The organism is Kocuria sp., assembly GCF_030538595.1.
Classification (GTDB): domain Bacteria; phylum Actinomycetota; class Actinomycetes; order Actinomycetales; family Micrococcaceae; genus Kocuria.
Map to the genome: position 1 here is coordinate 19,168 of NZ_JAUNTS010000001.1, position 25,663 is coordinate 44,830.

Annotated in this window: 22 protein-coding genes; 12 read left to right on the forward strand and 10 right to left on the reverse strand. The window is 62.4% G+C overall.

Annotated features, from left to right (window positions below; translation table 11 throughout):
• Nucleotides 1-80: 80 nt before the first annotated feature.
• The 7 genes from Q4G32_RS00065 (at nucleotide 81) to Q4G32_RS00095 (ending at nucleotide 6,600) form a co-directional block, all read left to right on the forward strand.
• Complete coding sequence (locus tag Q4G32_RS00065; protein WP_303348351.1) at nucleotides 81-365, forward strand: DUF6507 family protein; 285 nt, start codon at nucleotides 81-83, stop codon at nucleotides 363-365.
• 204 nt (nucleotides 366-569) lie between these two features.
• Entirely contained in the window at nucleotides 570-1,889 is a 1,320-nt protein-coding gene (locus Q4G32_RS00070; RefSeq protein ID WP_303348352.1) for a hypothetical protein, read from the forward strand.
• Between the two features lie 12 nt (nucleotides 1,890-1,901).
• Nucleotides 1,902-2,915, forward strand: coding sequence for a hypothetical protein (locus Q4G32_RS00075; RefSeq protein WP_303348353.1), 1,014 nt, complete (start codon nucleotides 1,902-1,904; stop codon nucleotides 2,913-2,915).
• A 2-nt stretch (nucleotides 2,916-2,917) separates the two neighbouring features.
• On the forward strand, nucleotides 2,918-3,937 hold the full coding sequence (locus tag Q4G32_RS00080) for a hypothetical protein (protein ID WP_303348354.1): 1,020 nt from the start codon (nucleotides 2,918-2,920) through the stop codon (nucleotides 3,935-3,937).
• Nucleotides 3,934-5,298, forward strand: coding sequence for a hypothetical protein (locus Q4G32_RS00085; RefSeq protein ID WP_303348355.1), 1,365 nt, complete (start codon nucleotides 3,934-3,936; stop codon nucleotides 5,296-5,298). The genes Q4G32_RS00080 and Q4G32_RS00085 overlap by 4 nt, the downstream gene beginning before the upstream one ends.
• An 80-nt stretch (nucleotides 5,299-5,378) precedes the next feature.
• A complete protein-coding gene (locus Q4G32_RS00090; RefSeq protein WP_368660340.1) occupies nucleotides 5,379-6,290 on the forward strand; it encodes an exonuclease domain-containing protein in 912 nt (303 codons plus the stop codon).
• A gap of 124 nt (nucleotides 6,291-6,414) precedes the next feature.
• The gene (locus Q4G32_RS00095; protein ID WP_303348356.1) at nucleotides 6,415-6,600 is read left to right on the forward strand and encodes a CsbD family protein; all 186 of its coding nucleotides are present in this window, start codon (nucleotides 6,415-6,417) and stop codon (nucleotides 6,598-6,600) included.
• A 135-nt stretch (nucleotides 6,601-6,735) separates the two neighbouring features.
• Here Q4G32_RS00095 and hemL read toward each other — a convergent pair whose 3' ends face one another.
• The 8 genes from hemL to hemE form a co-directional block, all read right to left on the reverse strand.
• A complete protein-coding gene (gene hemL / locus Q4G32_RS00100; RefSeq protein ID WP_303348357.1) occupies nucleotides 6,736-8,052 on the reverse strand; it encodes a glutamate-1-semialdehyde 2,1-aminomutase in 1,317 nt (438 codons plus the stop codon).
• Between the two features lie 106 nt (nucleotides 8,053-8,158).
• Nucleotides 8,159-9,169, reverse strand: coding sequence for a porphobilinogen synthase (gene hemB, locus Q4G32_RS00105; protein ID WP_303348358.1), 1,011 nt, complete (start codon nucleotides 9,167-9,169; stop codon nucleotides 8,159-8,161).
• Entirely contained in the window at nucleotides 9,166-10,263 is a 1,098-nt protein-coding gene (locus tag Q4G32_RS00110; protein ID WP_303348359.1) for a uroporphyrinogen-III synthase, read from the reverse strand. Before Q4G32_RS00110 ends, hemB begins: the two co-directional genes overlap by 4 nt.
• Nucleotides 10,264-10,402: 139 nt before the next feature.
• Nucleotides 10,403-11,476 carry a hydroxymethylbilane synthase gene (hemC, locus tag Q4G32_RS00115; protein WP_303348360.1) on the reverse strand — a complete coding sequence of 358 codons (1,074 nt, stop codon included), beginning with the start codon at nucleotides 11,474-11,476 and terminating at the stop codon, nucleotides 10,403-10,405.
• Nucleotides 11,473-12,732: a ferrochelatase gene (locus tag Q4G32_RS00120; protein ID WP_441327443.1), complete on the reverse strand. Its 1,260-nt coding sequence runs from the start codon at nucleotides 12,730-12,732 to the stop codon at nucleotides 11,473-11,475. The genes hemC and Q4G32_RS00120 overlap by 4 nt, the downstream gene beginning before the upstream one ends.
• A gap of 89 nt (nucleotides 12,733-12,821) precedes the next feature.
• Nucleotides 12,822-13,550 carry a hydrogen peroxide-dependent heme synthase gene (hemQ, locus tag Q4G32_RS00125; RefSeq protein WP_303348362.1) on the reverse strand — a complete coding sequence of 243 codons (729 nt, stop codon included), beginning with the start codon at nucleotides 13,548-13,550 and terminating at the stop codon, nucleotides 12,822-12,824.
• A 115-nt stretch (nucleotides 13,551-13,665) separates the two neighbouring features.
• Nucleotides 13,666-15,165: a protoporphyrinogen oxidase gene (gene hemG / locus Q4G32_RS00130; protein WP_303348363.1), complete on the reverse strand. Its 1,500-nt coding sequence runs from the start codon at nucleotides 15,163-15,165 to the stop codon at nucleotides 13,666-13,668.
• A gap of 87 nt (nucleotides 15,166-15,252) precedes the next feature.
• Nucleotides 15,253-16,407, reverse strand: coding sequence for a uroporphyrinogen decarboxylase (gene hemE / locus Q4G32_RS00135; protein ID WP_303348364.1), 1,155 nt, complete (start codon nucleotides 16,405-16,407; stop codon nucleotides 15,253-15,255).
• Nucleotides 16,408-16,532: 125 nt separating this feature from the next.
• Between hemE and Q4G32_RS00140 the strand changes: the two genes are divergently transcribed.
• The 4 genes from Q4G32_RS00140 to Q4G32_RS00155 all read left to right on the forward strand — a co-directional run bounded on the left by Q4G32_RS00140 (nucleotide 16,533) and on the right by Q4G32_RS00155 (nucleotide 21,285).
• On the forward strand, nucleotides 16,533-17,870 hold the full coding sequence (locus Q4G32_RS00140) for a glutamyl-tRNA reductase (protein WP_303348365.1): 1,338 nt from the start codon (nucleotides 16,533-16,535) through the stop codon (nucleotides 17,868-17,870).
• A 19-nt stretch (nucleotides 17,871-17,889) separates the two neighbouring features.
• Nucleotides 17,890-18,561, forward strand: a complete 672-nt coding sequence (locus tag Q4G32_RS00145; RefSeq protein ID WP_303348366.1) for a TetR/AcrR family transcriptional regulator — start codon at nucleotides 17,890-17,892, stop codon at nucleotides 18,559-18,561.
• Nucleotides 18,562-18,670: 109 nt separating this feature from the next.
• Nucleotides 18,671-18,907 (forward strand): DUF3107 domain-containing protein, encoded by a 237-nt coding sequence (locus tag Q4G32_RS00150; RefSeq protein WP_303348367.1) that lies wholly within the window; start codon nucleotides 18,671-18,673, stop codon nucleotides 18,905-18,907.
• A 533-nt stretch (nucleotides 18,908-19,440) separates the two neighbouring features.
• Nucleotides 19,441-21,285 (forward strand): DEAD/DEAH box helicase, encoded by a 1,845-nt coding sequence (locus Q4G32_RS00155; RefSeq protein WP_303348368.1) that lies wholly within the window; start codon nucleotides 19,441-19,443, stop codon nucleotides 21,283-21,285.
• A gap of 134 nt (nucleotides 21,286-21,419) precedes the next feature.
• On the opposite strand, the gene Q4G32_RS00160 is transcribed toward Q4G32_RS00155, so the two are convergent.
• Nucleotides 21,420-22,277, reverse strand: coding sequence for a PHP domain-containing protein (locus Q4G32_RS00160; protein ID WP_303348369.1), 858 nt, complete (start codon nucleotides 22,275-22,277; stop codon nucleotides 21,420-21,422).
• Between the two features lie 106 nt (nucleotides 22,278-22,383).
• Between Q4G32_RS00160 and Q4G32_RS00165 the strand changes: the two genes are divergently transcribed.
• Nucleotides 22,384-23,961: an aminopeptidase P family protein gene (locus tag Q4G32_RS00165; protein ID WP_303348370.1), complete on the forward strand. Its 1,578-nt coding sequence runs from the start codon at nucleotides 22,384-22,386 to the stop codon at nucleotides 23,959-23,961.
• 765 nt (nucleotides 23,962-24,726) lie between these two features.
• Here the strand turns inward: Q4G32_RS00165 and Q4G32_RS00175 are convergent.
• Nucleotides 24,727-25,581 (reverse strand): general stress protein, encoded by an 855-nt coding sequence (locus tag Q4G32_RS00175; RefSeq protein ID WP_303348371.1) that lies wholly within the window; start codon nucleotides 25,579-25,581, stop codon nucleotides 24,727-24,729.
• Nucleotides 25,582-25,663: the final 82 nt, after the last annotated feature.

The following is a 25,663-nucleotide window of genomic DNA, read 5'->3' on the forward strand; positions in this document are numbered from 1 at the left end:
ACACGGACAAGGAGTTTGAACATGGCATCGTGGGACGTCAGACCCGAACAATGCGAAGATCTTTTCAGAACGGTAGATGTGTGGCGGGGAATCGTGGCCGGCACGTGGACAAAGCCTCTGATGTCATTGACGACATCCGCGCAGCGTGCCAGCACCAGGACCTCAAAACGGCACTTGATGCTTTGAGAGATGACTCCCTGCTCCCCGGTATGACATCCGTGGTCAATCGAATCGCCAGCGCCGCCTACTTTGGTAGCCAAGCAATAACGGCCATTTCCGAAGGAGACCAGGACATGGCTGGACAAGCACAAATGTACGCAGGACACATTGTGGTTCCGGACATGCCGGGTGTGGTGAACAACTGAATGCCTCGCATAGACCTCAGCTCCCTGACCACGTGGGAAGACCCTTTCATCTGGGAGGATCACGGACGCACTCTCAAGGACAAAGCTCAAGAGGCCTATGAGGGCACAGAATCCGCCCACACAACTTGGCAACGTCTCCCCAGCATCTACTCCGGGCCATCGGAGGAGAATCTGTACACCGGTCTGGACCGTGCCTTCGAGGACATGGACATACTCAACGACTTTGCAAAAGACGTAGTCAAAGCCATCCAGGTCTTCAGCGACACACTCCAACCGCTGAAGGCCAGACGAGATGAGGTGGAGACCAACAGTTTACTCTTCAACCAGTATCACGGGGACACCACGTACGACGATCTGGATTTTCAGTTTCAGAATCAGTACGACACCTGGAGTGCTGAAATACCATCTTTGCAGCGCCGCTACGAGGACGCCGTAGAAATTCTTGCGACCGATCTCAGACCAGCCATGTCCTTCTACGACTGGTCAGCTGCCAGCGCAGCCATGGTTTTCGCAGATTCCGCTGTGACAACAGGCGGGAAGTTCCGCCTAGACCTGCAGACCACCCAGTCACGAACCACAACACGCGACCCGTTGTACAACCCACATCACCAGGCTCAAGGTCTACAAAATGGAAAAGGGCCATTCCTACCCTGGGAAACGGCCCTACTTGATCCAGAGGACGCAACCTACCCGGTGCGCGCTGGCGAGCGAGCCGTAATATCAACAGGGACCTCACACGCGCTGATTCTCAGCTACGGCAACAACACCCTTAACACCAAGGAATTTCCCGTTTCCATGAATGATCGCTTGGCGCGTTTTTTGAATCCAGGCGCGGATAAAATGAAACCAGATTTGCAGTCGACCGACAAAACTCCTCCTAGGGTGCGCAGCAAAGCGGGAGATATAGCAGGGCACGCGAACCGGGCACCTGGGGCAGGGAACCCACTGACCGAAACCCACACCACACAGGCTCGCACTTACGTGACTGACGAGTGGTTCTCCACGACCGCCGTGGGTGGTCACATTTTATACAACAGTCGACGCACAAAATCGTCAACGGGGGAAGCGCCAATATCTCGCAAGACTCGCGCGGGATCTAAAATTGGCGGCACGGCTTTAACAGCCCTCAACACAGGTATGACATACCGCGACGAAAAACGGAAAAATGTATATTTGCTCGCACAATCCAGACCAAACTATTCCCCTAAACAAATTCAAGATGAAGCTCATAATCGAGCCGTAACCAACACAACCGCTCAGACCGCCGCAGGGCTGACGATTGGCCTCGCTGCCACAGCTGCCACAGTCACAGCCGGGCCCTATGTTGGTCTAGCGACATCCTTTGGCGCAGGAATAGCAACCGAGACAGTTGAAGTTATTCCAGATGTCGATGGGGATGACAAAAGAGAGAGTATTGTAGGACTAGGAGGAGACCTACTGGAACAGGCGGCATACGACAAGGGAGCTGACGAATTTTCTCTGGAAGTCCCATCTTCTCGTAATACCGGGGAAACAGGGGACTGACCGGTGACAGATATGCAAATTTTCATCCTGGTTGCAGCATTCTTCGGGCTCCTGTCTGCCGCAGGTCTCATAATTTTCACCGCCGCATGGAGAGGTCATGGCCGCGACTGGTGGGATACCCACGGAGACGGGTGGATTCCCTATATTTTTGCCGCTAGCTTTACCATATTCACTCCTCTTTGCACCCTAGCGACTATCTACCTAGTTTTAAATACCGATCTCCCAAGCAGAGAATCACCTCTATTCTACCCTATTCGAATCATTCTTCTTGGGTCCGCACTTTTCGTTACCCCAATATTCCTATGGTTTTCATTTAATAAACCGCCTAAGGTGCTTTTACCAAAGCGCATCTACGAAAGTCGCAAGCAGGGCGATCCGGAAATAGCTCGCCGCACTTTATGGCCCAAAGGCAAAGACCCCACTTGGGGACTACAAGGTCTTACGCCAGCCAATCTCCCGTACACGGCGAACGTAAAATACATTCGGTCCACCTTTGAAGCACTTCTAGCTTTTGCGGGCACTCCTTTGTTTATGTGGCTATTCACCGTCGGACTTCGCGGCGATCTGGGCCGTGGACTGTACTCACGCATGTGGCCGCTGTTCCCTCTGCTCAGCATTGCACTGTTTCTAACGTTCCTCTACTTAGCGCGATGCCTCCTCAACCCCTCACCTGTGACACTCAATGAAGTTGGAGTGCGCACCCGCGAGTGGGGCGTGGATTGGCCTGACGTACGTGGAATTCGCTACCGCAACGGACGCCTGTCCTTCCTGGTGAGCCCAGACCTGGCCTATCATTACCGCGAAAACAATAAATGGTATTCCGGCAGACCCTTTGGCTACGGTGGATGGCACGCAAAAGACGACTACCTCCACTGCAATCCCCGTATCAAAAACGGCCGAAAAACTAGAGACCTAGCTATTTCTCTCATGAACACATACGGGACAACCACACAGGAAGAGTCAGTATCGCACGTCGCACCAACACCTCCTTGGAAAAACAACGCGGATACCAAGAGTCTTGAATAATCATGCTATTAAACGAATCCCAATCCAGCATTTTCTTATTAATATTCCCTGGCATCTTTGCGATGATGGGGGGCTGCATATTTATTGTTGCCTGGAAAGGCAGAGGTCCGGACGTTTGGCACCGACATGGGAGCGGATGGATTCCACTAGGCGCCCTAGGTGCGTGCACATTTTTCTCAAGCTGCTTCCTGCTGATTGCTGCCAATGAATTTCTCAATTACGACTACTTTGAACGCGGAACTTTCCTTCACACGATAGAGTTGGTCGCATTTATCGGGGTAGCGTTTATTATTTCACCCACTCTTGCGTGGTTCGCGTTTCACCAGCCACCCCGGTTCATTGTACCCAGAAATATATACAGAAGTCGCAAACTTCGCGATCCAGAAATTGCTCGCCGTACGCTCTGGCCCAAGGGCAAGGACCCAGTCTGGGGCCAAGATATTCTCAATTCTACCCAGTTACCCTATAGGGCAAACGTTAATTACATTCGTTTCGTCCTTGAAGCGGTCATACACCTGGCAGGCGCCCCCATTTTCATCTGGCTATTCACCCTTGGGCTGCGCGGCTATCTTGGCCGTGGACTGTACTCACGCATGTGGCCGCTGTTCCCTCTGCTCAGCATTGCACTGTTCCTAACGTTCCTCTATCTAACGCGATGCCTCCTCAACCCCTCACCCGTGAGACTCAACAAAGTTGGAGTGCGCACCCGCGAGTGGGGCGTGGATTGGCCTGACGTACGTGAAATCCGCTACCTGAACGGCCAACTATCTTTCCTGGTGAGCCCAGACCTGGCCTACCACTACCGCGAAAACAACAAATGGTATTCCGGCAGACCTCTGAGTTACGGCGGATGGCACGCAAAAGACGACTACCTCCACTGCAACCCGCGCATCAGAAATGGCAAACGAACAAGAGACCTGGCCATCGCCCTTATGAACACCCACGGAATGGGCACCCCACCCAAACATCGACAGCACACGGATTCCTCCACGGTCGGACAAAACGGAAGAGAAACGCTATGACAGAAACTCTCAGGTCGATTTCTGGGGAGTCGCACAGGTACCTAATACCGAAAGGGTGGCGGGTTAGTTCAAGCCCAAATCAGCCACAACAGGTCTTGACACCCAAACCAACAAAGGGATTATTTAAGCGCCGACAGAGGGCCATAGCATCAACCATCGTGCTCAACCCCATTGAGCTTGCTGACTACATCGGCTCAGAGCGGCGCCACATTGATGTCCTGAACACCCAGTCGGTCTTGGGTATGCGCCCCGTTTTGGTGGATGCAAGTCTTACTCACCAACAAGTGCCCACCCGGCGTGTGGTGTTCAGCGGTTTCCACAACGATCATGCATTTGAACAATGGATGTGGCACCTCGATTTCGGATCCGTTGCACTGGAAATTGTGACAACCGCCAGCCCAGGCCACATTGACAGTGCGGTAGAAGCTGCAAAGCAAATTGTCGACTCTATTCAGGTCGACTGGACGACCAGTGCTGGGAACAACGGACCGTCCGTCCACTCTGGGCCGCGCGCACCGCAGTTGAGTGACTCCTTACGGAAGATTGTTGACGCTGATCCATCCATCCAGGTGCTCGAACAACCGCCAGTAATCCCACTCGGTGAATCCAGTGACATGGCGAACAACGATTGGACGTGTGGTTCCGGAATCTCCATGTCCTATGCAGCCTTCAAGCTCGCGCAGGACATGGCGCGCGACATTCAATTCGAAGGACTACCCACGCGATTCGCGGCTGATGCCCTGAAGGAACTCCAGGCAATTGGTCTTGCCGAGGGAAGGGCTTTGACGCATCTCGGCCGGAAGTTGTTGCTGGCCGTGGACGGTGACCCACACGGTGTCGGCTCCTATGAGTCCGCAACGTTCCGCAGCATCCTCAGTGTCTATATCCACGGTCAGGAAGCCACGCTGTGTGACATGAGGGAAGTGCACGCCACGGCTCCAGATGAACAACCCATTCGAACGGCAACCTTGGCAAGCATGCCATCCGCGGCTGTCTGCGTGGCACTGTTGCGGTGGTTCGATCTCACACCCGCGTGGCTGATGGAGCCGGCGTTCGAGGTGGAGTTGCGCGAATTGGACGCCATGGTGAGCGGTCTCCCGGAGCGCATGGCAGAAGTTCGACCACAGATGACTGCCAAAGGGATTCCTGCTGAAATGCTGGCCGGTCCATGGTACGCCCATTCGATGGAGTTTCCAGGGCATGGAGCATCAGCCAAATGGATCAACACTGATCAGCCAGGAGGCTTCTGGGTAGCCGTAGCTGATACACCACATGGGATGACCGTGCTGGCAGGGTCCATATTCGACTTCTACCGTCAATGGGCCGGTGTCATCGAATCCATGGCACGGGAGTCACGCTGAATCGAGACCGTCGGCCGGTGACATCACGGCGCTGTTGATCTTGTAGTTGGGGTGTCAGAGCCGCGACGTACGGTTGGGGCATGCCGCATCAACAACCTGCCGCACCGTCCAGTCATCAGCACACTGAGCCGCATCAGCCCGCGCTGTTCGACTCACCCGGTGACGGAGAGCAGGCAGAACTTCCACTGGAGATACCGGCCCCGCAGGCCATCGCACAGCCGGTGATGACCGCCGCAGACTCGGCTACGGTCACCGGGCCACAGCCAGCTCGCATCGACTGGGCCCAGGTCCCCGCTGACCCCACCGTTTCTTGGACCGAACAGCCCGTGGCCACCTTTGACTTGGAAACCACAGGACGGGACGCTACGAGTTGCCGCATTGTGACCGCCTCCGTCCTGTTGGTGGCAGCGGATGGCACCGTGTTCGGAGAATGGGAATGGTTGGTCAACCCCGGAGTGGAGATACCGGACGGCGCTGCTGCCATTCACGGCATCACCACGGAGCATGCACAAGAGAACGGGGTGGCGGCCACTACCGCCGTAGCTCAGATTCTTGATCTGATGGGCGAACTCTTCAGCCACGGGATACCGGTCTTGGCCTTCAATGCCGCGTACGACTTCACGGTCCTGGAGGCAGAAGCCAGGCGGCACGGACTGCGCTCACCCCAGCCGCGCCCGGTGTTGGACCCGTATGTTCTGCACAAACATGTCCGGGAACGCTGGCGCGGTAAGCGCACCTTGGTGGCGCTCTCAGAGGCTTATGGCATCAGCCTGCTGTCTGCCCACACCTCTGCTGCGGACGCCCTGGCAGCAGTCCAGCTGGCCCAGTTGTTGGCGCGTGAGCACCCCGATTTGGAGGTGCCTGCAGAAAGCCTCCACCAGAGCCAGATCGGTTGGTCGCAGGAACAGGCAGCCAGCTTCCAGGAGCACCTGCGAGGCAAGAAGAACGACCCCACGCTGGTGATCAACGGTGACTGGCCGTTAAGACAGTGACGCACCCATAAAACAGGGACTCACGGTGCCCTTCACGTCTCCTCCCGGCGAACACCCAGGTGGCGCAGCCCTCAATCAGGGTACTGTTAGCCAGGTCACTGTTGATCACACTCAGGAGGTACTCATGGGACTCGGCGACAAGATCAAGAACAAGGCAGAAGAAGTCACCGGCAAGGGCAAGGAAGCAGTCGGGGACGCCACCAACAACGAGCAGCTTCAGGCTGAGGGCGTTGGCGACCAAGCCTCTGCCAAGACCAAGCAGGCTGGCGAAAACATCAAGGATGCGGCCAAGAACATCACCGGCCAGTGATCCAATGATGCACTGAGGTGATGACTCAAGCGCCCGCCGCAGTTCTGGGTGCCACCATCACAAGGAGAGGGCCGCACCGTCACGGTGCGGCCCTCTCCTGCATGAGCCTGCCTCAGCTCTCCCGGAGGCCTGGGCTCAGGCCTCCGGGGTGGCTGCCGCAGCAGCCTGTGCGGCAGCAGGTAGTGCCTGGATGATTCGCTCCATGGCTGAATCATCGTGAGCAGCTGATACAAACCAAGCCTCAAACACCGACGGCGGCAGGTGGACCCCCTGATCCAGCATGGAGTGGAAGAACGGGGCCCAACGGAAGACTTCCTGAGCTTTGGCGTCTGCGTAATTGCGCACCGGATGCTCAGCTGTCCCAAAAGTCACGGAGAACAGAGAACCTGCGTTTTGCACGGAGTGGTTCACTCCGGCCGTGTTCAGGGCCGCCGAGACCTCTCCGCGCAGTTGTTCGGAGCGACGATTGACCGTGCGGTAGCAGTCATCATCGGCCAGCTTCAATGTGGCCAGGCCCGCAGCCATGGCCACGGGATTACCGGAGAGTGTCCCTGCCTGGTACACAGGGCCAGTAGGAGCCAGGTATTCCATGAGTTCACGCCGACCAGCCACAGCGGCAGCCGGCAGGCCACCGCCGATCACCTTGCCAAAGGTGAACAGATCAGGTGCCCAGTCCCCTTCCTCCGGTGCGGACAGCCCCCAATACCCGGCCGCGTGAACACGGAAACCCGTCATCACCTCATCAAAAATCATGAGGGCGCCGTGCTCCCGGGTGATGTCACGCAGTCCGGCGTTGAAGCCTGCATCCGGTGGCACCACACCCATGTTCGCAGGAACGGCCTCCGTGATGACCGCGGCAATCTGGTCCGGGTGAGCCTGGAAGGCGGCGCGAACGGCGTCGAGGTCGTTGTAGGGCAGCACCAGCGTCTGCGCGGCGGTGGCCTCCGTGACTCCCGCGGAACCCGGCAGGGACAGAGTGGCCACCCCGGAGCCGGCTTCGGAGAGCAGAGCGTCCACGTGCCCGTGGTAACACCCTGCAAACTTGATCACCAGATCGCGGCCAGTGGCACCCCGGGCCAAACGGATGGCGGTCATGGTGGCTTCCGTACCGGTGGAAACCATCCGGATTTCGTCAATGGCGCCAATGCGCTCCACCACCAGTTCGGCCAGTTCGGTCTCCGCGCGGGTGGAGGTGCCAAAGCCCAGACCTTTTTCCACCGCGGAGTGAACGGCCTCCAGCACCACGGGGTGAGCGTGGCCCACCAGCGCGGGCCCCCAGGAGCCCAGCAGGTCCACGTACTCACGGCCGTCAACGTCTTGCAGGTAGGGACCGCGAGCTGCGGTGATGTAGGCGGGGGTACCGCCCACGGAGTTGAAGGCACGCACCGGGGAGTTCACACCTCCGGGCATGACACGGCGGGCGCGGTCGAACAGTTCTTCTGAGACGCTCACGTGATCGTCCTCTTTCGTCGTCGTGGTCCCGGTGTGGCTGCCGGGGACTGCGGTTTGGATGCTCCGAACGCGGAGGGCTCGGGGTAAGTCAGCAAAGCCACCACGGTCAGTGGGACTCCTGCCACCATCGGGCAAAGTCGGCGGCAAAGTAGGTCAGTACGGTGTCTGCACCTGCGCGGCGAATGGAGAGAATGGACTCCTCAATGGCCGCACGGCGATCAATCCAGCCGTTGGCCGCGGCGGCTTGGATCATGGAGTACTCCCCGGAGACCTGGTAAGCGGAGACGGGAACGGGCGAGTGATCGGCAACCTCTCGCACCATGTCCAAATAGGACATGGCTGGTTTGACCATGACCATGTCCGCACCTTCATCCAGGTCCAGCTGCAATTCCCGCAACGCTTCCCGTCGGTTGGCGGGGTCCATCTGGTAGGTCTTGCGGTCCCCGGTCAGGGTGGAGTCCACGGCTTCCCGAAACGGTCCGTAAAAAGCCGAGGCGTACTTGACGGAGTAGGCCAGCACGGCGGTGTCTGTGTAGCCGACCTGGTCCAAGGCTTGACGAATCACACCCACCTGACCGTCCATCATCCCGGAGGGCCCCAGCACGTGAGCACCGGCCTGCGCTTGGGCCACGGCGGCCTGCGCGTAGAGCTGCAATGTGGCGTCGTTGTCCACCCGGCCGTGGGCATCCAGGACACCGCAGTGACCGTGATCTGTGAACTCGTCCAGGCACAGGTCTGCCATCACCAAGATCTGATCTCCCACCTCAGCACGCACTTCAGCAAGCGCGCGATTCAGGATCCCGTCCGGGCTTTGAATCCCGGAGCCCGTGGCATCCAGTGTGGTGGGGACGCCAAAGATCATGAAGCCGCCAAGCCCCAGCTCCACGGCCTCCCGGGCGGCAGCTTTCAGCGAATCCATGGAGTGCTGAACCACCCCCGGCATGGCGGTGATGGGCCGCGCTTCCGTAGCCCCCTCCCGCACAAAAACGGGCAGGATCAGTTGGCTGGGGTCAACACGCGTCTCCTGCACGTGGGAGCGCATGATGGGCGATGCCCGCAGGCGCCGCGGGCGGTACGGCAAGTCCTGTGCGTGGACGGGTGCTTCACCGGGATTCACGATCCATGCTCCTTCACATCTGCTCGGGTCTGGGCTGAGGGTTGGCTTTGCTCCGCAGCGGATTGGGCTGGAGCCGCGGCAGACTGGCTCTGTGCCGCAACGGGTTGACTGTGCACCGCTGCGCAGAGAGCCGCGATCAAGCCATCGGTGTCCGGGGTTGTTGCGCCGTGGGCCGCGATCCCTGCGGACTGCGCTGCCACACGAGTTGGTTCTCCGATGGCCACCCACCGTACCGAGGTCACCGTAGCGCTCCCAGCTGAAGATTTGCTCGGCGCGGTGCCCCGGTCCGTCCCCACCAACCCTTGTACCAACGACGGCGCCGTGGCCACCACCGCATCCACCTCTCCGTGGGCAATGCCTTCCCGGGCACGTTCGGCGTCCCACACCTCAATTCCAGCAGGCCCAGGGTCTCCAGGAGGTCCAAGTGCGGGAACCAGGGGCCATTGAGCGGGCCATTCCACCATCCGGTACGCCACGGCGGTGCGGACATCCCATTGTTGATCTCGCAACCCTTGGGTGAGGGTGGGCCGAGCTGCAGCTGACTGGGGCACATACACCACCGGCTGAGTTTCACCCGCTGTGGGTGCCTGCGGCCAGTGGGCCAACAAGCCGTTGGCGGAGGATTGTTCGGGCGGTGGGCACAGCTCCACCGGCACCCCCGCAACTTGCAGGGCCCGACTGGTGGCAGCCCCCACCGCAGCTACCCGCAGGCCGCGAGCCAGGGCTGGCGCCAAGAACTGTCCGAGTAGCGGATTGGAGTTCTTGCTGTCAGATGCGCCGTGGGAGTCATCCACTGATCCGGTCTGCGGCAAGCCGGATTCATCCGGCGCAGCATCTTCATCCTGCACAGCGCCCTCCAGGCGGTCTGCCGTCAGGACGGCGGTCAGCGCATGCACCGTGTTGACTGAGGTCACCGCCACCCAGTCGGAGGCTCCCGCCTGTGCCATCTGAGCCAGGAGTTCCCGCAGTGCCTGAGCATCCGCGCCTGAAGGTGCCGCGGCCTGGCGCACCGGCACCAGAATCGGCACGGCCCCAGCTTCCTGCAAGGCAGCCACCAGGGGGTGGGCTCGATCCGGGGTTCGGGTGATCAGCACTCGCAGGCCGCGCAGAACGCCGCTGGAGATGTGGTCCTCACATGACTCAGCTCCACCAACTGACCCGGCTCGATCATCTGGCTCAACTCCACCAACTGACCCAGTTCCATCACCGGACCTGGCTCCATCAACACGCACGTCAGCGCAATCCTGCCAAGTGGGCTGCGCCGTCGGCCAGCAGACCGTCCCCCATGCGCCTGCCCAATTCCCGGGCGGCATCCGTGGAGAGCTCGTCAGAGGCCGCCGTCCTCCGCATGACTCGCGTTCCATCCGGTGAGGCCACGGCAACGGTGAGGACCAACAAGCCGTCCTCCACCGTTGCCAAGGTGCCCACGGGGGCCGCGCACCCTGCTTCCAACCGAGCCAGCAGCGCCCGTTCAGCGGTCACGGCCCATCGTGTTTCCGCGTGATTGATGGCAGCCAAGGCGTGCAGCAGCACAGCATCCATCTGAGCCTGACCAGCACGGTCAGGAGTTTTGACGTGCTCTGGAACATCGCCGTAGGCGCCCAGGGCCTGGGAGGCCAGTTCCGGGTCGGCGTGCAAGAGCTCCGCCCTGACCTCCAGGGCAAGAGCCCCCTGTCCGGGTGCAGGCAACATCACGGCAGGGTCCAGATACTCGGTGACATAGGCTTCCAGCCCCAGGCGGCGCAGGCCGGAACTGGCCAGCACCACGGCGTCCAAGTCACCGGGGCCGGAGTCATCCACACCGGCCACCCGCGCCAACCGCGTGGGTACGTTGCCCCGAATGTCCACCACGGTCAGGTCCGGCCGAGCCGCCAACAATTGGGCAGCGCGGCGCGGTGAGCCGGTGCCGATGTTGGCACCCTCCGGCAATTGATCCAAGCTCAACCCGTCCCGTGCGCACAGGGCATCCCGTGGATCTTCACGCACCGGAACTGCACCGATGGCCAAACCCGGATGCGGTGCGGTGGGCAGGTCTTTGAGGGAATGCACTGCCAGGTCCACGCGCCCATCCGTCAGAGCATGGCGCAGTGCCGCAGCGAACACGCCCGTACCACCCAATGTGGCCAGTGATCCGGTGACAACATCACCCTCCGTGCGGATGATCTCCAACTCGTAGGCCGGGCCACCGGCAACCACCAGCGCCTCCGCCGCATGACCGGTCTGAGTGGTGGCCAGCGCCGAGCCCCTGGTGCCAATACGCAGGACGGCGGTGGTGCCAGCCTCACCTGCCGGTTGCGGGAGGCTCACGCGTAAACCACCGCGGCGTCGTCGTCCACGCTCACCGGCAAGGGTGCACCCGGCTCGCGCTGCGCAATGGTGGGACGTGGCTGGCTGGCCCCGCGCAGGACTTTCACGCAGCATTCGGCGGCGCAGGTGTCAAACCAGGTACCTGGGGCGCAGGCGGACACCCGGGCGGGGGCATCACGACCCACCATGCGCTGTTCCAGCAGGTCCACCAGGGCGGAGACAAACGCAGGGTGGGTTCCCGGGGTTGGCGTGCGCACAAAGGCCAAGCCCTGTTCAGCTGCGGTTTCGGCAGCCTCCGTGTCCAGGTCCCACATGACCTCCATGTGGTCGGAGACAAAGCCCAGCGGCACCACAATCACACCGGCCGCACCCGTTGCGGCGGCCTGTTCGATGGAGTCGTTGACATCCGGCTCCAGCCACGGAACCTTGGGCGAACCGGACCGGGATTGAAAGACCAGCTCCCACTGCGCAGCCGGTGCCACCGAATCCGCAGACACCCTCCGCATGATTTCCCGGGCCGCGGAAAGCAGCTGGTGCACATAAGCCGAACCACCCACAAAATCCTGACGCATCTGCTCCGGACCGGAGGCCAGTCCGTCCACGTCCGGAACCGAGTGAGCGGCAAACAAGATCTTGACGGGCCCTCCCGCAGCAGACTCCTGCGCCGTGATGGACTCCAAGGCCTCCTGCACCCCCTCCACAAAGGGGATCAGGAAGCCTTCGGAATCGTAGTACTGCCGGATCTTGGCCACCGTCATGACCTCACCCAGGCCGGTTTCGGCCAGCGCCACACCGTAGTCCTCACGGTACTGGCGGCAGGAGGAATACCCGGAGAATGCTGAGGTGGCCAGGACCAACACCCGGTCCTTACCCTGTTGGTGCAGTTCCTTCAGCACATCCGCCACATAGGGGTCCCAGTTGCGGTTGGCCCACACAATGGGGGTGTGGATGCCGCGCGCCTGCATTTCAGCCTCCAGGGCTTGGCGCAGCGCCCGGTTTTGCGCGTTGATCGGGGACACTCCCCCGTTCGCGCGGTAGTGCGTGGCCACCTCTTCCAACCGCTCATCCGGGATGCCGCGGCCGCGGGTCACATTACGCAGGAACGGAATAACATCGTCCTGGCCTTCGGGGCCACCAAAGCTGGAGAGCACCACGGCATCCCATTCCTGCGGTTCCTCCGCCCGCGCCTGGCTGAGCGACGACGACGATTCCTGGGCCTGACCCGCAGCTGCCCCCGCTCCACCGCGTTGTGCCATCTCGTCCAATTCCGCTCCTGTGGGAACGGTCACAACCGATGGAGCAAGCACCTCCGGGGCGGCTCCGTCTTGGTGAGATTCGTGCTGGGTCACTGCAAAACCTCCAGAAGTTCGGTGGTGTTCACGCGGCGCCCTGTGTAGAAGGGGATTTCCTCACGGACGTGCAGACGGGCCTCCGTGTTGCGGAAGTGCCGCATGATGTCCACAAGGTCCACCAGCTCGGGAGCTTCCAGCCCCAGCAGCCACTCGTAGTCATTCAGGCCAAAGCAGGCGATGGTGTTCGGCTGAACCTGCGGATAATCGCGTCCTTTCATGCCGTGGTTCTTCAGCATTTCGGAACGCCGCTGATCGTTCATGTAGTACCACTCGTAGGAGCGCACAAAGGGGTAAACACACAACCACGCACCGGGCTCGGTACCGCGGGCAAAGGACGGCAGATGGTTGGTGGTGAACTCCGCCTCCCGGTGCACCCCCATGGAGGACCACACCTGGTGGGTGCCGCTGAGCATGGCCGTTCTGCGAGCCTTGCGCAGCGCAGCCTGTAGCGCCTGCGGGTCATCTCCGTGCAGCCACAGCATCACATCTGCATCGTTGCGCTGCCCAGAGACATCGTAGGTTCCGCGAACAGTCACCCCCTGGGCTGCCAGTTGTTCCACCAGGGCATCAAACTCCTGGACAGCAGCTTGTTCTGCGCCGACTTCCAGCGCCGTACGGTCCGCGTCACGCGCGTACACCGACCACACCGCCCAATACAGCTTCTCCTCTGCGGGCTGTTCAGCCGGTGCCTGGGTGCGGCTTCCCGTGCCATGTTCACTCATGCTCTGCTCTTCCTCTTCTTGTCATCTCTGAAACGTCTTGTGTGCCTGTGCCACTCAGCTCAGCTCAGCTCAGCTCATGGCAGGTCATCGCCGCCCACCACCCGATGGACACGGGTCAACGGCCGTTTCGCGGTGCAGGGTGAATCCCCTTGCTGGCCAGCAACGCAGCCACTTGCGCGCGAGTGTCCTCCACGACGGCGGCCAGGCCGGTACCAGCCAGCCACGCACCAACCGCCACGGCACTGGGCAGTTGAGCAACGCCGTCGCGCACCCTGTGCACCCGCTCCGGATGTCCCGCGGAGGGACGGCTCAGGGCTTGTTCCCAGCGCACCACGTCCGCGTCCACCAGGTCTTGAGGCTTCAACTCAACACCCAGAAGGTGGGAGGCATCCCGCAGGGCCAGAGTGACCAATTGGTCATCCGTGAGCTCCAGTTCCGGCGCCGCTTGCCCGTGGTCCGCACCACCACGGCCATAGGACAAGCGCAACACATGCCGCCCGGTCGGCAAGAGCTCCCGAATCCACTCCCACTTGGCGCTGGCATGCGTCATGGCTTTGGCCCGAACCTCCGTGACCTCCGGGGCCACCAAGACTCCGGTACCCCGCGGGGCAGCATCAAGAGCGGGGTTGTCCACCACCAGGGTGGCCAGAGCAACCCTGGGACTGGGGTCCGGTTGAAGCTGCGCAAATCCGGGGTCCGCGCCGGAGAGCAACCGAACAGCGCTGGTGCCATCAGCTGCCATGACCAGCAGTTCACCGCGGCCAATCGTGGTCTTGTCCCCCACCTCCGGCTGACGCTGCACCACCATCCACCCATCTCTGCGGGGGTCGCGGTCCAAGGCAAGAACGTCGTAACCAGCCATCAGTTTGACGCCGCGGCGGGTCAAGTCCTGCACCAAGGCCTCCGCCAACACGTTCATCCCACCGCGCAAGCTGGCCACGTTCTGGCCCGCGGGAGTGGCCTTCCGCAAAGAGGCTGCGGCCGCCATGAGGGAACCTTCACGGCTCAATGCCTGCCGCAAGCCCGGGGCCACCGCCTCAACGTCCAATTCATCAGGGTGTAGGGAATGCACCCCTAACGTGAACGGAGCCACCAGCTTGTCCACCACAGCCGAACCCATGCGGGCACGCACCAGTTCCCCCACGGTCTCAGCCCGCACACCGATTCTGGCAGGACGTTTGAGATCTTGTTTGGCCCGCCACCACCCGTACCGCCCCAGCGTCTTGCGCAAGCCAGTGCTGTCCAAGTCCCCCGGAATCCCCAGGACACCGGAGCGCTCGCCTGGACGGGCGCCGTCGGGAAGATAAACCCAGGACCCTGCCTGGCTGGGTGAGCACACGCGTTCGCTCAAACCGAGTTCGGCAATGAGATCAGCCACGTCTTGGGTGCGGGTGGCAAAGGATTCAGCCCCGGAGTCCAGAACGGTGTGGTTGACCATGTGGGAACCAACGGCTCCGCCAAATTGCGGGCGGGACTCCACCAGGCTGACCTTCAAGCCCGCGATGGCCAAGTCCCGGGCGGCCACCAGACCAGCCATGCCGCCACCCACCACCAGCGCGCTGCGTGGTTTGCGCGGAATGGATGCGCCGGGGCTCCGATCCGAGCTGGTGGTCACCGTGGGACTCCTTTCGCGTTTGTCTCGCGTTACTGCTGGGGGCTCATGCGTACTCACGGCCTCCGTGTTGTGCGCACGCTCTACATCTCAGGCGCTGGCAACGGCCGCCGGATTGCCGTGGATGTAGTTCACCAGATCCGTGAGCACCTGCGGATCTGTGTGCGGCGGAACACCGTGGCCCAGGTTCACCACGTGGCCCGGCGCCATGGCGCCGCCACGCAAGACTTCATCCACGTGCCGGTGCAGCACTTCCGTGGGCGCCGGCAGCAATGCTGGGTCAATGTTGCCCTGTACCACCGTACGCCCACCCAGCCGCCGGTTGGCTTCCTCCAGCGGAATCCGGTGGTCAACACCCACTGCCTCCGCCCCGGCATCCCGCATGGCGCCCAACAATTCACCCGTACCGGTACCAAAGTGAATGCGCGGCACCGGGGTGTCGGCCACGGAGGCCAAGGCGGTGGCGGAATGGCCCACCACGTGGTCCAGGTAATCAGCCACGGACAGAGACCCCGCCCAGGAGTCAAACAGCTGCACCGCGGAAGCACCTGCCATGACCTGGGCGCGCAAGAAGGCACCGGAAGCTCGCGCGGCCCAGTCGGCCAGGGCCTCCCAGGTCTGGGGATCAGCGTGCATCATGGTGCGCGGCAGCAAATGGTCCCGGGACGGGCCGCCTTCCACCATGTAGGCGGCCACGGTGAACGGCGCCCCCGCAAAGCCGATCAGCGGAGTGGACCCCAACTCGGCCACGGTCAAGGCCACGGCTTCCCGGATCGGTTCCAGTGCGGCGTCGTCGAGTTCGGGCAGCGCGGCAACATCGGCCGGGGTGCGTACCGGTGAGTCCAGGACGGGGCCCTTGCCGGGGACGATCTCCACACCCACACCGGCCAAACGCAGCGGAACCACAATGTCGGAGAAGAAAATCCCCGCATCCACGTTGTGACGCCGCACCGGCTGAAGGGTGATTTCCGCGGCCAGGTCAGGGGTCAAGCAGGCATCCAGCATGGCGTTGCCCTGGCGCGCTGCCCGGTACTCGGGCAGCGAGCGCCCGGCCTGACGCATGAACCACACGGGCCGGTGATCGGGTGTCCGTGCCGTCAACGCCTGGAGCAGAGGGGCATTTACGGTACTTCCGGAGCGCAGCGGGTGTGATTCTGGAAGATTCTGGAACCCACGGCGAAATCCCGCGGGTGCATCGGCATCGGACACGGCTTTGGGTCCGGCGGAATGGGGTGCAGTAGTCATCACTGCCATTGTGCCAACTGGCGTTGACCAGTTTGGTGACGCCTCGTCAACACGGCCCCTGGACCGTGTGCCCCCACCCACAGGTGATCGGCACCCAAGGCTGTCCACGTTACGATGCATACACTGTGGTGCTCTTTTCCTTGGTGGCCTCACACCGTGACGTTGATCTGAGAACCGTTGCCCGTTTGGCAGACGGTGCCAGAGGGCTGCCATCGCAGCTTGTCAGCTCGGGGGCGCTGAACGGTGTGGTGGCGCTGTCCACGTGCAACCGACTGGAGCTCTACGGTGAACTCCCCGTGACCTCCGGACCCACACCTGAATTGACGCAGACTCGCGCGGAACTGGTGGAGGCACTGGCTCAACGCGCCGGTTTTGATCCGCAGGACGTGGCCCACGGCGTCCGCTTGCTCACGGAGGACGACGCCGCACGGCACCTTTTCACCGTGGTCTCCGGCTTGGAATCAGCTGTGGTCGGCGAACGCGAGATCACGGGCCAGGTGCGGCGCGCTCTGACGGAAGCGCAACGGGACGGCACCGCCAGCGGTGAGTTGGTGCGCCTCTTTGAAGCTGCCGCCCACACCGCCCGTGAGGTGGGAACGCACACCAGCCTGGGCGAGCGCGGCCGCTCGATTGTCTCCGTGGCCCTGGACCTGGCCGACGACGTCACCGCGGGCCAGTGGCCGCAACGCCGCGCCTTGGTTTTTGGGACGGGCGCTTACGCCGGTGCCACCATGGCCGCTCTGCGGGATCGGGGGTGCGCGGACATTGAGGTCTATTCGGCCTCCGGGCGCGCCGATCAATTCACCGCCAACCGCGGTGGCACCCCGGTCGGTGAGGAGCAGTTGGCCGCGGCACTGGCCCGGTGCGACGTCGTGGTGGGGTGTTCTGGTGGCTCCGAACCCATGCCGGCCAATGCCATGCCGGATCGCCCCTTGACCGTGGTGGATTTGGCGCTCTCCAGAGACTTTGATCCGAGCGTGGCCGATCTGGCCCACGTTGAACTCATCACCTTGGAGTCGGTCAAACTGGCGGCACCGGAGGAGACCGGGGAATCCGTGGCGGCTGCTCAGCGGATTGTGGACCAGGCTGCTGATCGCTTCAAGCATCAGCGCACGGGACGGGACATGAGTGCCGCCATCGTGGCGCTACGTCAACACACCATGGGCATCCTGGAACAGGAACTGGGCAAGATCCGGGCGCACCACGGCTGCACGGGAGCCCATCAGGAAATGGAGTTCGCCATGCGCCGCATGGTGAAGTCCCTGCTGCATGAACCCACCGTGAGGGCTCGTCAGCTGGCCAAAGAAGGCCGCGCTGACGACTATCTGACCGGCCTGGAAGCCCTGTTCGGAATCACGATTGAGGAATCCGAACCGTCCGTGCTGGACACCCCACCACCCGCTCACGATTCCGCTTCCCCCTCCGAGCCGCGCCTGTCCTCCGCGCCGCGCGCTGCGGGATGATCCGGTAACAGGAGTCCTCATGTCCCAAGGCCTGGACCGTCACTCGTCCCGCTCACACCGGGCAGCTCCCGGCGGCCGCGGCGTGCGCCCCGCGAGGTCAACGCGGCTACCCCGTGAACAGCGCCGCAGCCAACTCCTGGGGGTGGCGCTGGAGGTTTTTTCCACGCACGGTTACCACAAGGCCTCCATGGACGAGATCGCGGAGGCGGCGGGAGTGTCCAAGCCCGTGCTGTACCAGCACTTCCCGGGCAAGCGGGAACTGTATCTGGCGCTGGTGGATGACCACTTGGAGCAGTTGGCGGCCCGGTTGTTGACGGCATTGCGTTCCAGCGCGGTCAATCGCACCCGAGTGGAATCCATGCTCAATGTCTACTTCGACTTTGTGGCCGACTCCCCCAATGCCTACCGCTTGATCTTTGAAACCGACCAGATGGCGGATGCTGAAATCCGCTCCCGGTTTGAGAACTTCCATCTGGGAGTGGCTGAAGCCATCGGCTCCGTGCTGGGGCCCAACGCGGGGATCAGTCAGGCCCACGCCGTGATGCTGGCCCGGTCCCTGACCGCCATGGCGGAGGCAGGTGCCTACTACTGGGCGCACAATCCCAGCGTGGGTGACCGCGCGGAGGCCCAACGCCAAGTCTTCCGTTTAGCCTGGGGCGGAATCAGCATCATCGACGAAGACTGGCAGTAGCACCTTCTTAGGATTGCGTGAGGAACTTTCATTGCAGTGCGGGTGAACTGCCAAGGTAAAGCCTTGGACATCAGGTTTCCCGCCCACCATCAGAGCCGCAGGAGGCAGCGTGGACATCAAAATCGGTATCCAGCACGTGGGTCGTGAAGTTGTGGTCGATTCTCCGTTGAGTGCACAGGAGGCCCAGGAGTTGGTGAGCGCAGCCTTGGCCGATGGCTCCGTTCTGAGCCTGACCGACACCAAGGACCACACCACCCTGGTGCCAGCCTCCGGTATTGCCTACGTGGAGATCGGCAGCGAGTCCCGCCGCAAGGTGGGTTTCATGCCCGGGGTGAGCAACAACTGATCCCCACGCTGTGCGGTGGCCCGTGAGTTCGTCATGACAACCATGACCTCACGGGCCACCTGGGTTCTAGGTGGAAGTGCAAGGTGTGGTTGTGGGGTCTGGTTCTGGGAGCGTGGCTGATGGACTCCGACGCGGCTGGCCTGAGTTGGTACGCAAATAGCCACTGATCGATGTGATTCTTGGTGTTTTGCGTACCGAATTTGGTCTTTTGCGTACCACTTGAGGGCAAATGCGGACCGCAGGTGGAAGCACGACGACGGGGCGGGTGCTCCGCCACTCACGGGCCACCGGTCTTTGTGCGGGTAGAGTGGCTGTGCACCACAGATGACCGGTCGTAGACAACAGCACGTCACGCATCCTGTGACCCAACCGGGTCACTACCTTCACACCGCGATCGGCTTCTTCCCACAAGCGCGCCCGCCTCACCGTCACGGTGAGCGCCCGGCAGCGGCCAGCCGTGCGGGGTTGTGATCAGCAACTCTGCCGCTCCCGCCCATTGCGTGCCCGATCAGCGTAGAAAGTTCAGAAACTCCATGACCGAAAACCCCACCCGTGAACAGTCCACCGAGACTGAACCTTCGGTGACCAGCACCAACAGCCAGAACACCGACAGCATCGAGGCAGTTGCGGAGGCTTCCCTGGAAGCCACCCCGCAGGCCGTTGCTGAGGCCCCCACATCTTTCGCCGATTTCGGCGTGCGCCAGGACATTGTTGAAGCACTCGCCGCAGAGGGCATCACCTCCCCGTTCCCCATTCAGGCCATGACCCTGCCGGTGGCATTGACCGGACAGGACATCATCGGGCAGGCCAAAACCGGCACGGGCAAGACCTTGGGCTTTGGCATCCCGGTGATCCAGCGCGTGGTGGGCCGCGACGACGACGGTTGGGGCAGCCTCAAACACGCCGGTGCACCGCAGGCGTTGATCATTGTGCCCACCCGTGAACTGGCCGTTCAGGTGGGTTCAGATCTGGCCACCGCTGCCAAGACCCGCAACGCACGGGTGTTGACCATCTACGGTGGCCGCGCTTACGAACCGCAGATCGAGGCGCTGGAAAGGGGCGCCGAGATTGTGGTGGGCACCCCGGGCCGCCTGATTGACCTCAACCGCCAGCACCACCTGGATCTCTCCCAGGTCAAGGCCGTGGTGCTGGATGAAGCTGACGAAATGCTGGACCTGGGCTTCCTCCCGGATGTGGAGAAGATCCTCTCCACCGTCCCCAAGGTCCGCCACACCATGCTGTTCTCCGCCACCATGCCCGGCCCCGTGGTGGCCATGGCGCGCCGGTACATGTCCAAGCCCATGCACATCCGGGCCGCCGCACCGGATGAAGGGACCACCAAGGCAGACATCCGCCAGGTGATCTACCGTGCACACGCCTTGGACAAGGATGAGGTGGTCTCTCGCATCCTGCAGGCCGAAGGCCGTGGCAAAACCATCATCTTCACCCGGACCAAGCGCACCGCCGCCAAGGTGGCGGATGAACTGTCCAAGCGCGGTTTTGCGGCTGCACCCCTGCACGGTGACTTGGGCCAGGGGGCACGCGAGCAGGCGTTGCGGGCCTTCCGCAACAACAAGGTGGACGTGCTGGTGGCAACGGATGTGGCTGCCCGCGGCATTGACGTGGATGATGTCACCCACGTGATCAACTACCAGTGCCCGGAGGACGAAAAGACCTTCCTGCACCGCACGGGGCGCACCGGCCGCGCCGGCAACAAGGGCACCGCCATCACGTTTGTGGACTGGGATGACGTACCGCGCTGGCGCCTGATCGACAAAGCCTTGGAGCTTGGTGTTCAGGAGCCGCAGGAAACCTATTCCTCCTCAGCACATCTCTACACGGACCTCAACATTCCAGAGGGCACCAAGGGACGGCTGCCCAAGAACAAGCGCACTCACGCGGGGCTGGGTGCCGAAACACTCGAAGACCTGGGTGGGCCGGACAGCTCCAGCCGGAAATCTTCCGGACGAGGGTCTACGGGCCAGGGTCGCGGGGCTTCTGGCCGGAACAAGCAGGGCGCTTCCGGGGGCGGCGAGTCCCGCACTGATTCGGACCGGGAATCCACCCGTGGCACGGGCCGTAACCGTCGCCGCTCCAACGGCCGGGCAGGCCAGGGTCGCCGAGGTGGACAGGGCAACACGGGTGGACCCGGCAACGGTGCAGAGACCAGCCAACGCGATGGTCGCCCCCACGATCACGAGCGCAAACAGGACTCCGGTGCTGCCGGGGAGGGAACTCGTCAGGCCGGTGAGCGCCACACCACGCAGACCCGCGATCGGTCAGCGGAAGGTGCGGCACGGCGTCGTCGGCGGCGACGACGCACCACGAACGGTGAAGTGAGCGGCAACGGCAACACGGGTGAGTCCCCGCAGGGCTGAGCCTTCCGCGTAAAGTCCCGGGGTGTTGTGGCCTCTCCGCTGAGCATCGACTTGTGCCGCCCACCAGGCTTGGTGGGCGGCACAAGTCACTGATGAAGCCACGGCCGGGTGATGTAGGCGGTGCAAGTCGCTGTTCAGTCGCCGGCCCACAGGATCGGGGTGACGCCGCTGGACTCCGCCTGAATCCTGCGCAAGGACTGCACGGAGGTCAGGTTCTCCCCCAGCCGGTTGGGTTTGCCTGCTCCGTGGTAATCCGATGACCCCGTGACAATCAGATTGTGTTGCTCTGCCATGCGGGACAGTTGTGCCCGTGCTGCCTCCGGATTGTCCCGGTGGGCGATTTCCAGACCCGCCAAACCAGCCTGGATCATGGCGTCAAAGACCTCCTGACCAACCACCCGCCCCCGGGTGGAAGCCATGGGGTGGGCCATGACTGGCACGCCACCGGCGGCGCGGACCAGTTCCACCGCGGTCACCGGATCGGGTGCGTAATGGCCAACGTAGTAGCCAGAGCGCGGGTGCAGCACCGTGTCAAAGGCCTCTGTCCGGTCCGCCACCACCCCGGCAGCCACCAGCGCATCTGCCAGGTGTGGGCGTCCCACGGTGGCGCCAGCGGCTACCTGGCGTTGCACCATCTCCCAGGTGATCGGGTAATCCCGTCCCATGAGTTCCGTCATGCGTTGCGCCCGCGTGAGCCGAGAGTTCCGGGCTCGCTCCATCACTGCATGCAGTCCCTCGTGCTGCGGATCCTGCAGATAGGAAAGCAGGTGAACGGAGATGCCGTGCTCGGTCTGGCAGGAGACCTCCGTGCCTCTGACCAGTGACACGCCCACGCCCTGAGCAGCTTCAGCAGCTTGCTCCCAGCCCGCGGTGGTGTCGTGATCCGTCAGAGCCACCACGTCCAAGCCTGCGTAAGCCGCAGCCTCCATCACCTCAGCCGGGGATTGTGTTCCGTCCGAAACGGTGGAGTGGGTGTGGAGGTCAATCTTCATGTCACCATCCTGGCATGCCGCCATCACCGCGGGGCCTGGGCTTGCCTTCCCGTGACACCATGGGAGCATCCGCCTAGCACCTGAATCTGAACGGAGCCCCCAGCACATGAGCAACCACCCGGAGTCTGCCTCCACCCGGGCAGCCAACGAACATCCGGCCTCTCCCGCAGATCAGTCCATGGCTGATCGCGGAGACAACCGGACACGTTCACCGGAGTCAACGGCTTTCAAGCAGTTCATGGCCGCGCAGTGGGCGGAAGTTGAGGACCGTGACCTCCCGCAGGAGGCGGTGGCGCCGTTTGCGGCGCGTCGTCGTACCCGGGTCTCTGAAGCCTTCCGGGGCGAACGTCTGGTGATTCCGGCCGGCGCCCCCAAGGTGCGTTCCAATGACACCGATTATCGCTTCCGCCCGCACTCCGCTTTTGCCCATCTCACAGGGTTGGGCGTGGACCACGAACCTCACGCAGTTCTGGTCTTGGAGCCCGTAGAGGACGGTTCCGGGGACCACGGCGCCCATCACACCGCCACGTTGTACTTCCATCCCATGGCAGGGCGGGAAACTCAGGAGTTTTACGCGGACACCCGCAACGGCCAGTTCTGGGTGGGTGATCGTCCCACGCTGCGCGAAATTGGTAGCGCCTACGGTATCCGCACCGCGGATTTGTCCGCGATGGAGGCTGCCGTCTCCAAAAACGTGGGCGATCCCGGTGCCGGTGGGATTCGAGTTCGGGTGCTCAAAGGGCAGGACGCAGCGGTGGACCAGGTGGTCGAGGCCGCCCGTATGGCTGCCGCTGTGAATCTCGATGCCGAGGATCGCGCAGATGCCACCTTGTTGGAAGCTCTCTCCGAACTGCGCCTGGTGAAGGATTCTCACGAGGTGGATCAGCTGCGTGAAGCCGTGAACATGACCATTCGGGGATTCGAGGATGTAGCCCGCACCTTGCCCGCAGCCACCGGTCGGAACCGCGGGGAACGCGTGGTGGAAGGGGCGTTTTTTGCCCGGGCCCGCGCCGAGGGCAACGATCTTGGTTACGACACCATTGCCGCTGCAGGCAACAATGCCACCGTTCTGCACTGGACCCGGAACACGGGAGTGGTTCGGGAAGGTGATCTGATCCTGGTGGACGCTGGCGTGGAGGCTGAGTCGCTCTACACGGCGGATGTGACCAGAACTCTGCCGGTCAACGGCCGCTACTCCCCTGTGCAGCGCAAGGTGTACCAAGCCGTGCTGGATGCCGCCGACGCGGCCTTCACCGCTGCGGTTCCCGGCAACCGTTTTCGGGACGTCCACGACGCCGCCATGAAAGTCCTGGCTGATCGCTTGGCCGAGTGGGGGCTGCTTCCGGTCTCCCCGGAGGTGTCCCTGTCCGCGGAAGGCCAGCATCACCGCCGGTGGATGCCCCACGGGACCAGCCACCACTTGGGCCTGGATGTGCATGACTGTGCTCAGGCGCGGCGGGAGATGTATCAAGATGCCGTGATCGAGCCTGGCATGGTGTTCACCATTGAACCGGGACTCTATTTCAAGGAAGAGGACTTGTCCGTTCCCCCCGAATACCGCGGCATTGGCGTGCGCATTGAGGACGACGTCCTGGTCACCGCCGACGGCAATGAAAACCTCTCCGCGGCGCTGCCCCGCGATCCGGGTGAGGTTGAAGCGTGGATGGCTCAACAGCACGGCTGATGAACGGGGACGGCAGCCGGGGTCACGTTGTGACCCCGGCTGCCGTTGTCTTGCCTCTTGATGGCTGGAACCGCAAGTTGCGGTTCCAGCTGTGATTTGTGGCTCGGGGCCTAAATCTGAGTACCAGGGCTACCAGATCACCAGACTGTCAGGGGTTATACGCCAGAAAGTGTGTAGCGCAGGCCCCTGGATCCCAACCAGTAGTAGGGCAACACCAGCCTTGACATGTTTTGAGAGCATGTCAGGTGTCCCTTCCACGAAACAGACCCACGTGTGGTGTATGCGCCCGCCCCCTGGTCAAAAGCGGCACCACCATCGCTGGTTCCACCGGCTACCGGTGCATACCCTGTGGCTAACCCGCAAGCCGTGCGCAGTTTGATACCTCATCAGGGCTGATGGGGTATCAAACTGCGCACGGCTTGCGAGGGTTAGGTGTCTATGGAAGCTGGGAAGGCACGGTGGGATCAGTTCTTCCGCTACCGCACCTACCCCGGGTCTCACCGGGCCCCATCGGCTCAGATCACCCCGAACGCAGCCTCACTGAACACCCCCACGACCCCTGGGACCTTGTCAGAGAAGAACACTGGACCCCACTACGACCACAGCACACGCAACGAGAGGAACAGATCGGGCCAGTGCTCTACAACACCGGGTTCAGTCCCGAAGACGGCAACCGCTTCCAACACGACTGGGCAGGACGCTGGCGCCCATAACACACCCGGGATTTACACACATTTTGGCGTATAACCCACTGTCAGCACCTGCTCAGTGAGTGGACCCCGGTTGCTGTTCTGCGGGTCCGGACTCTTGACCAGCGGAGCTCTCCGCCGGCTGCTCGGGTTCAATGCGGACCCCGTACCGCGGACGCCCATCCGGGAGGTCTTCCTCCCCCGGAGCGGTGACAGGCCGGGACTCGGGCTGGGGAGGCTGTTGGCCGACGGCCCCATTGGCTGGTGCAGCAGCCCCATTGGATGAAGCACCAGTGGGTGCCCGACCCGGTTGACCGGCTTGGCCGTACTGGCCGTACGGACCCGGTTGACGCTGCCCCTGGGCGGCACCTGGCACCGGACCTTGCTGCCCGTTCCACCCTTGCTGCTGGTTCCAGCCTTGCTGCACCGCGCCGTGCTGCAATCCGGGGAGGTTGAGTCCCTGGACGGCCTGCCGGGCGGCGGGCGCAACGTCACCGCGCACCACGACGTCGTAGCGAGAGGCCACGAATGTGGACACGGAGGTGAAGTCGCGGCGGCCACGCTGAGCGGCAAAGCTCACAACCCCCAGGATCACCCAGAAGGCTGCCCCCAACAACACGGTGAGCAGAACGGACATGCCCCATCCGCCACCGCCGAACATGGCCAAGATCACGCCGAAGAACAGGCCGAACATGGCACCTTGCGTGGCGGAGGCCAGTGCCACCCGGGGATAGCTCAGGCGGCCGGTCACTCGCTCCACGGAGCGCAGATCATGCCCCACAATGGAGACAGTTTGCACATCAAACTGCTGATCAGAGAGGTGGTCCACCACTTTCTGAGCATCGGCGTACTGACTGAAACTGCCGATGGCCTGGCCCTCCGGCAGACCGGTGGGAGCCAAGGTGGATGCGCGCTGACCAAAAAAACTCATGCGGCTATCATGACCGCCCTGGCTGGGTACTGCATGGAGATCGGGGCATACATCGCGGTGGGCTGAACCAAACCGTGCTGCC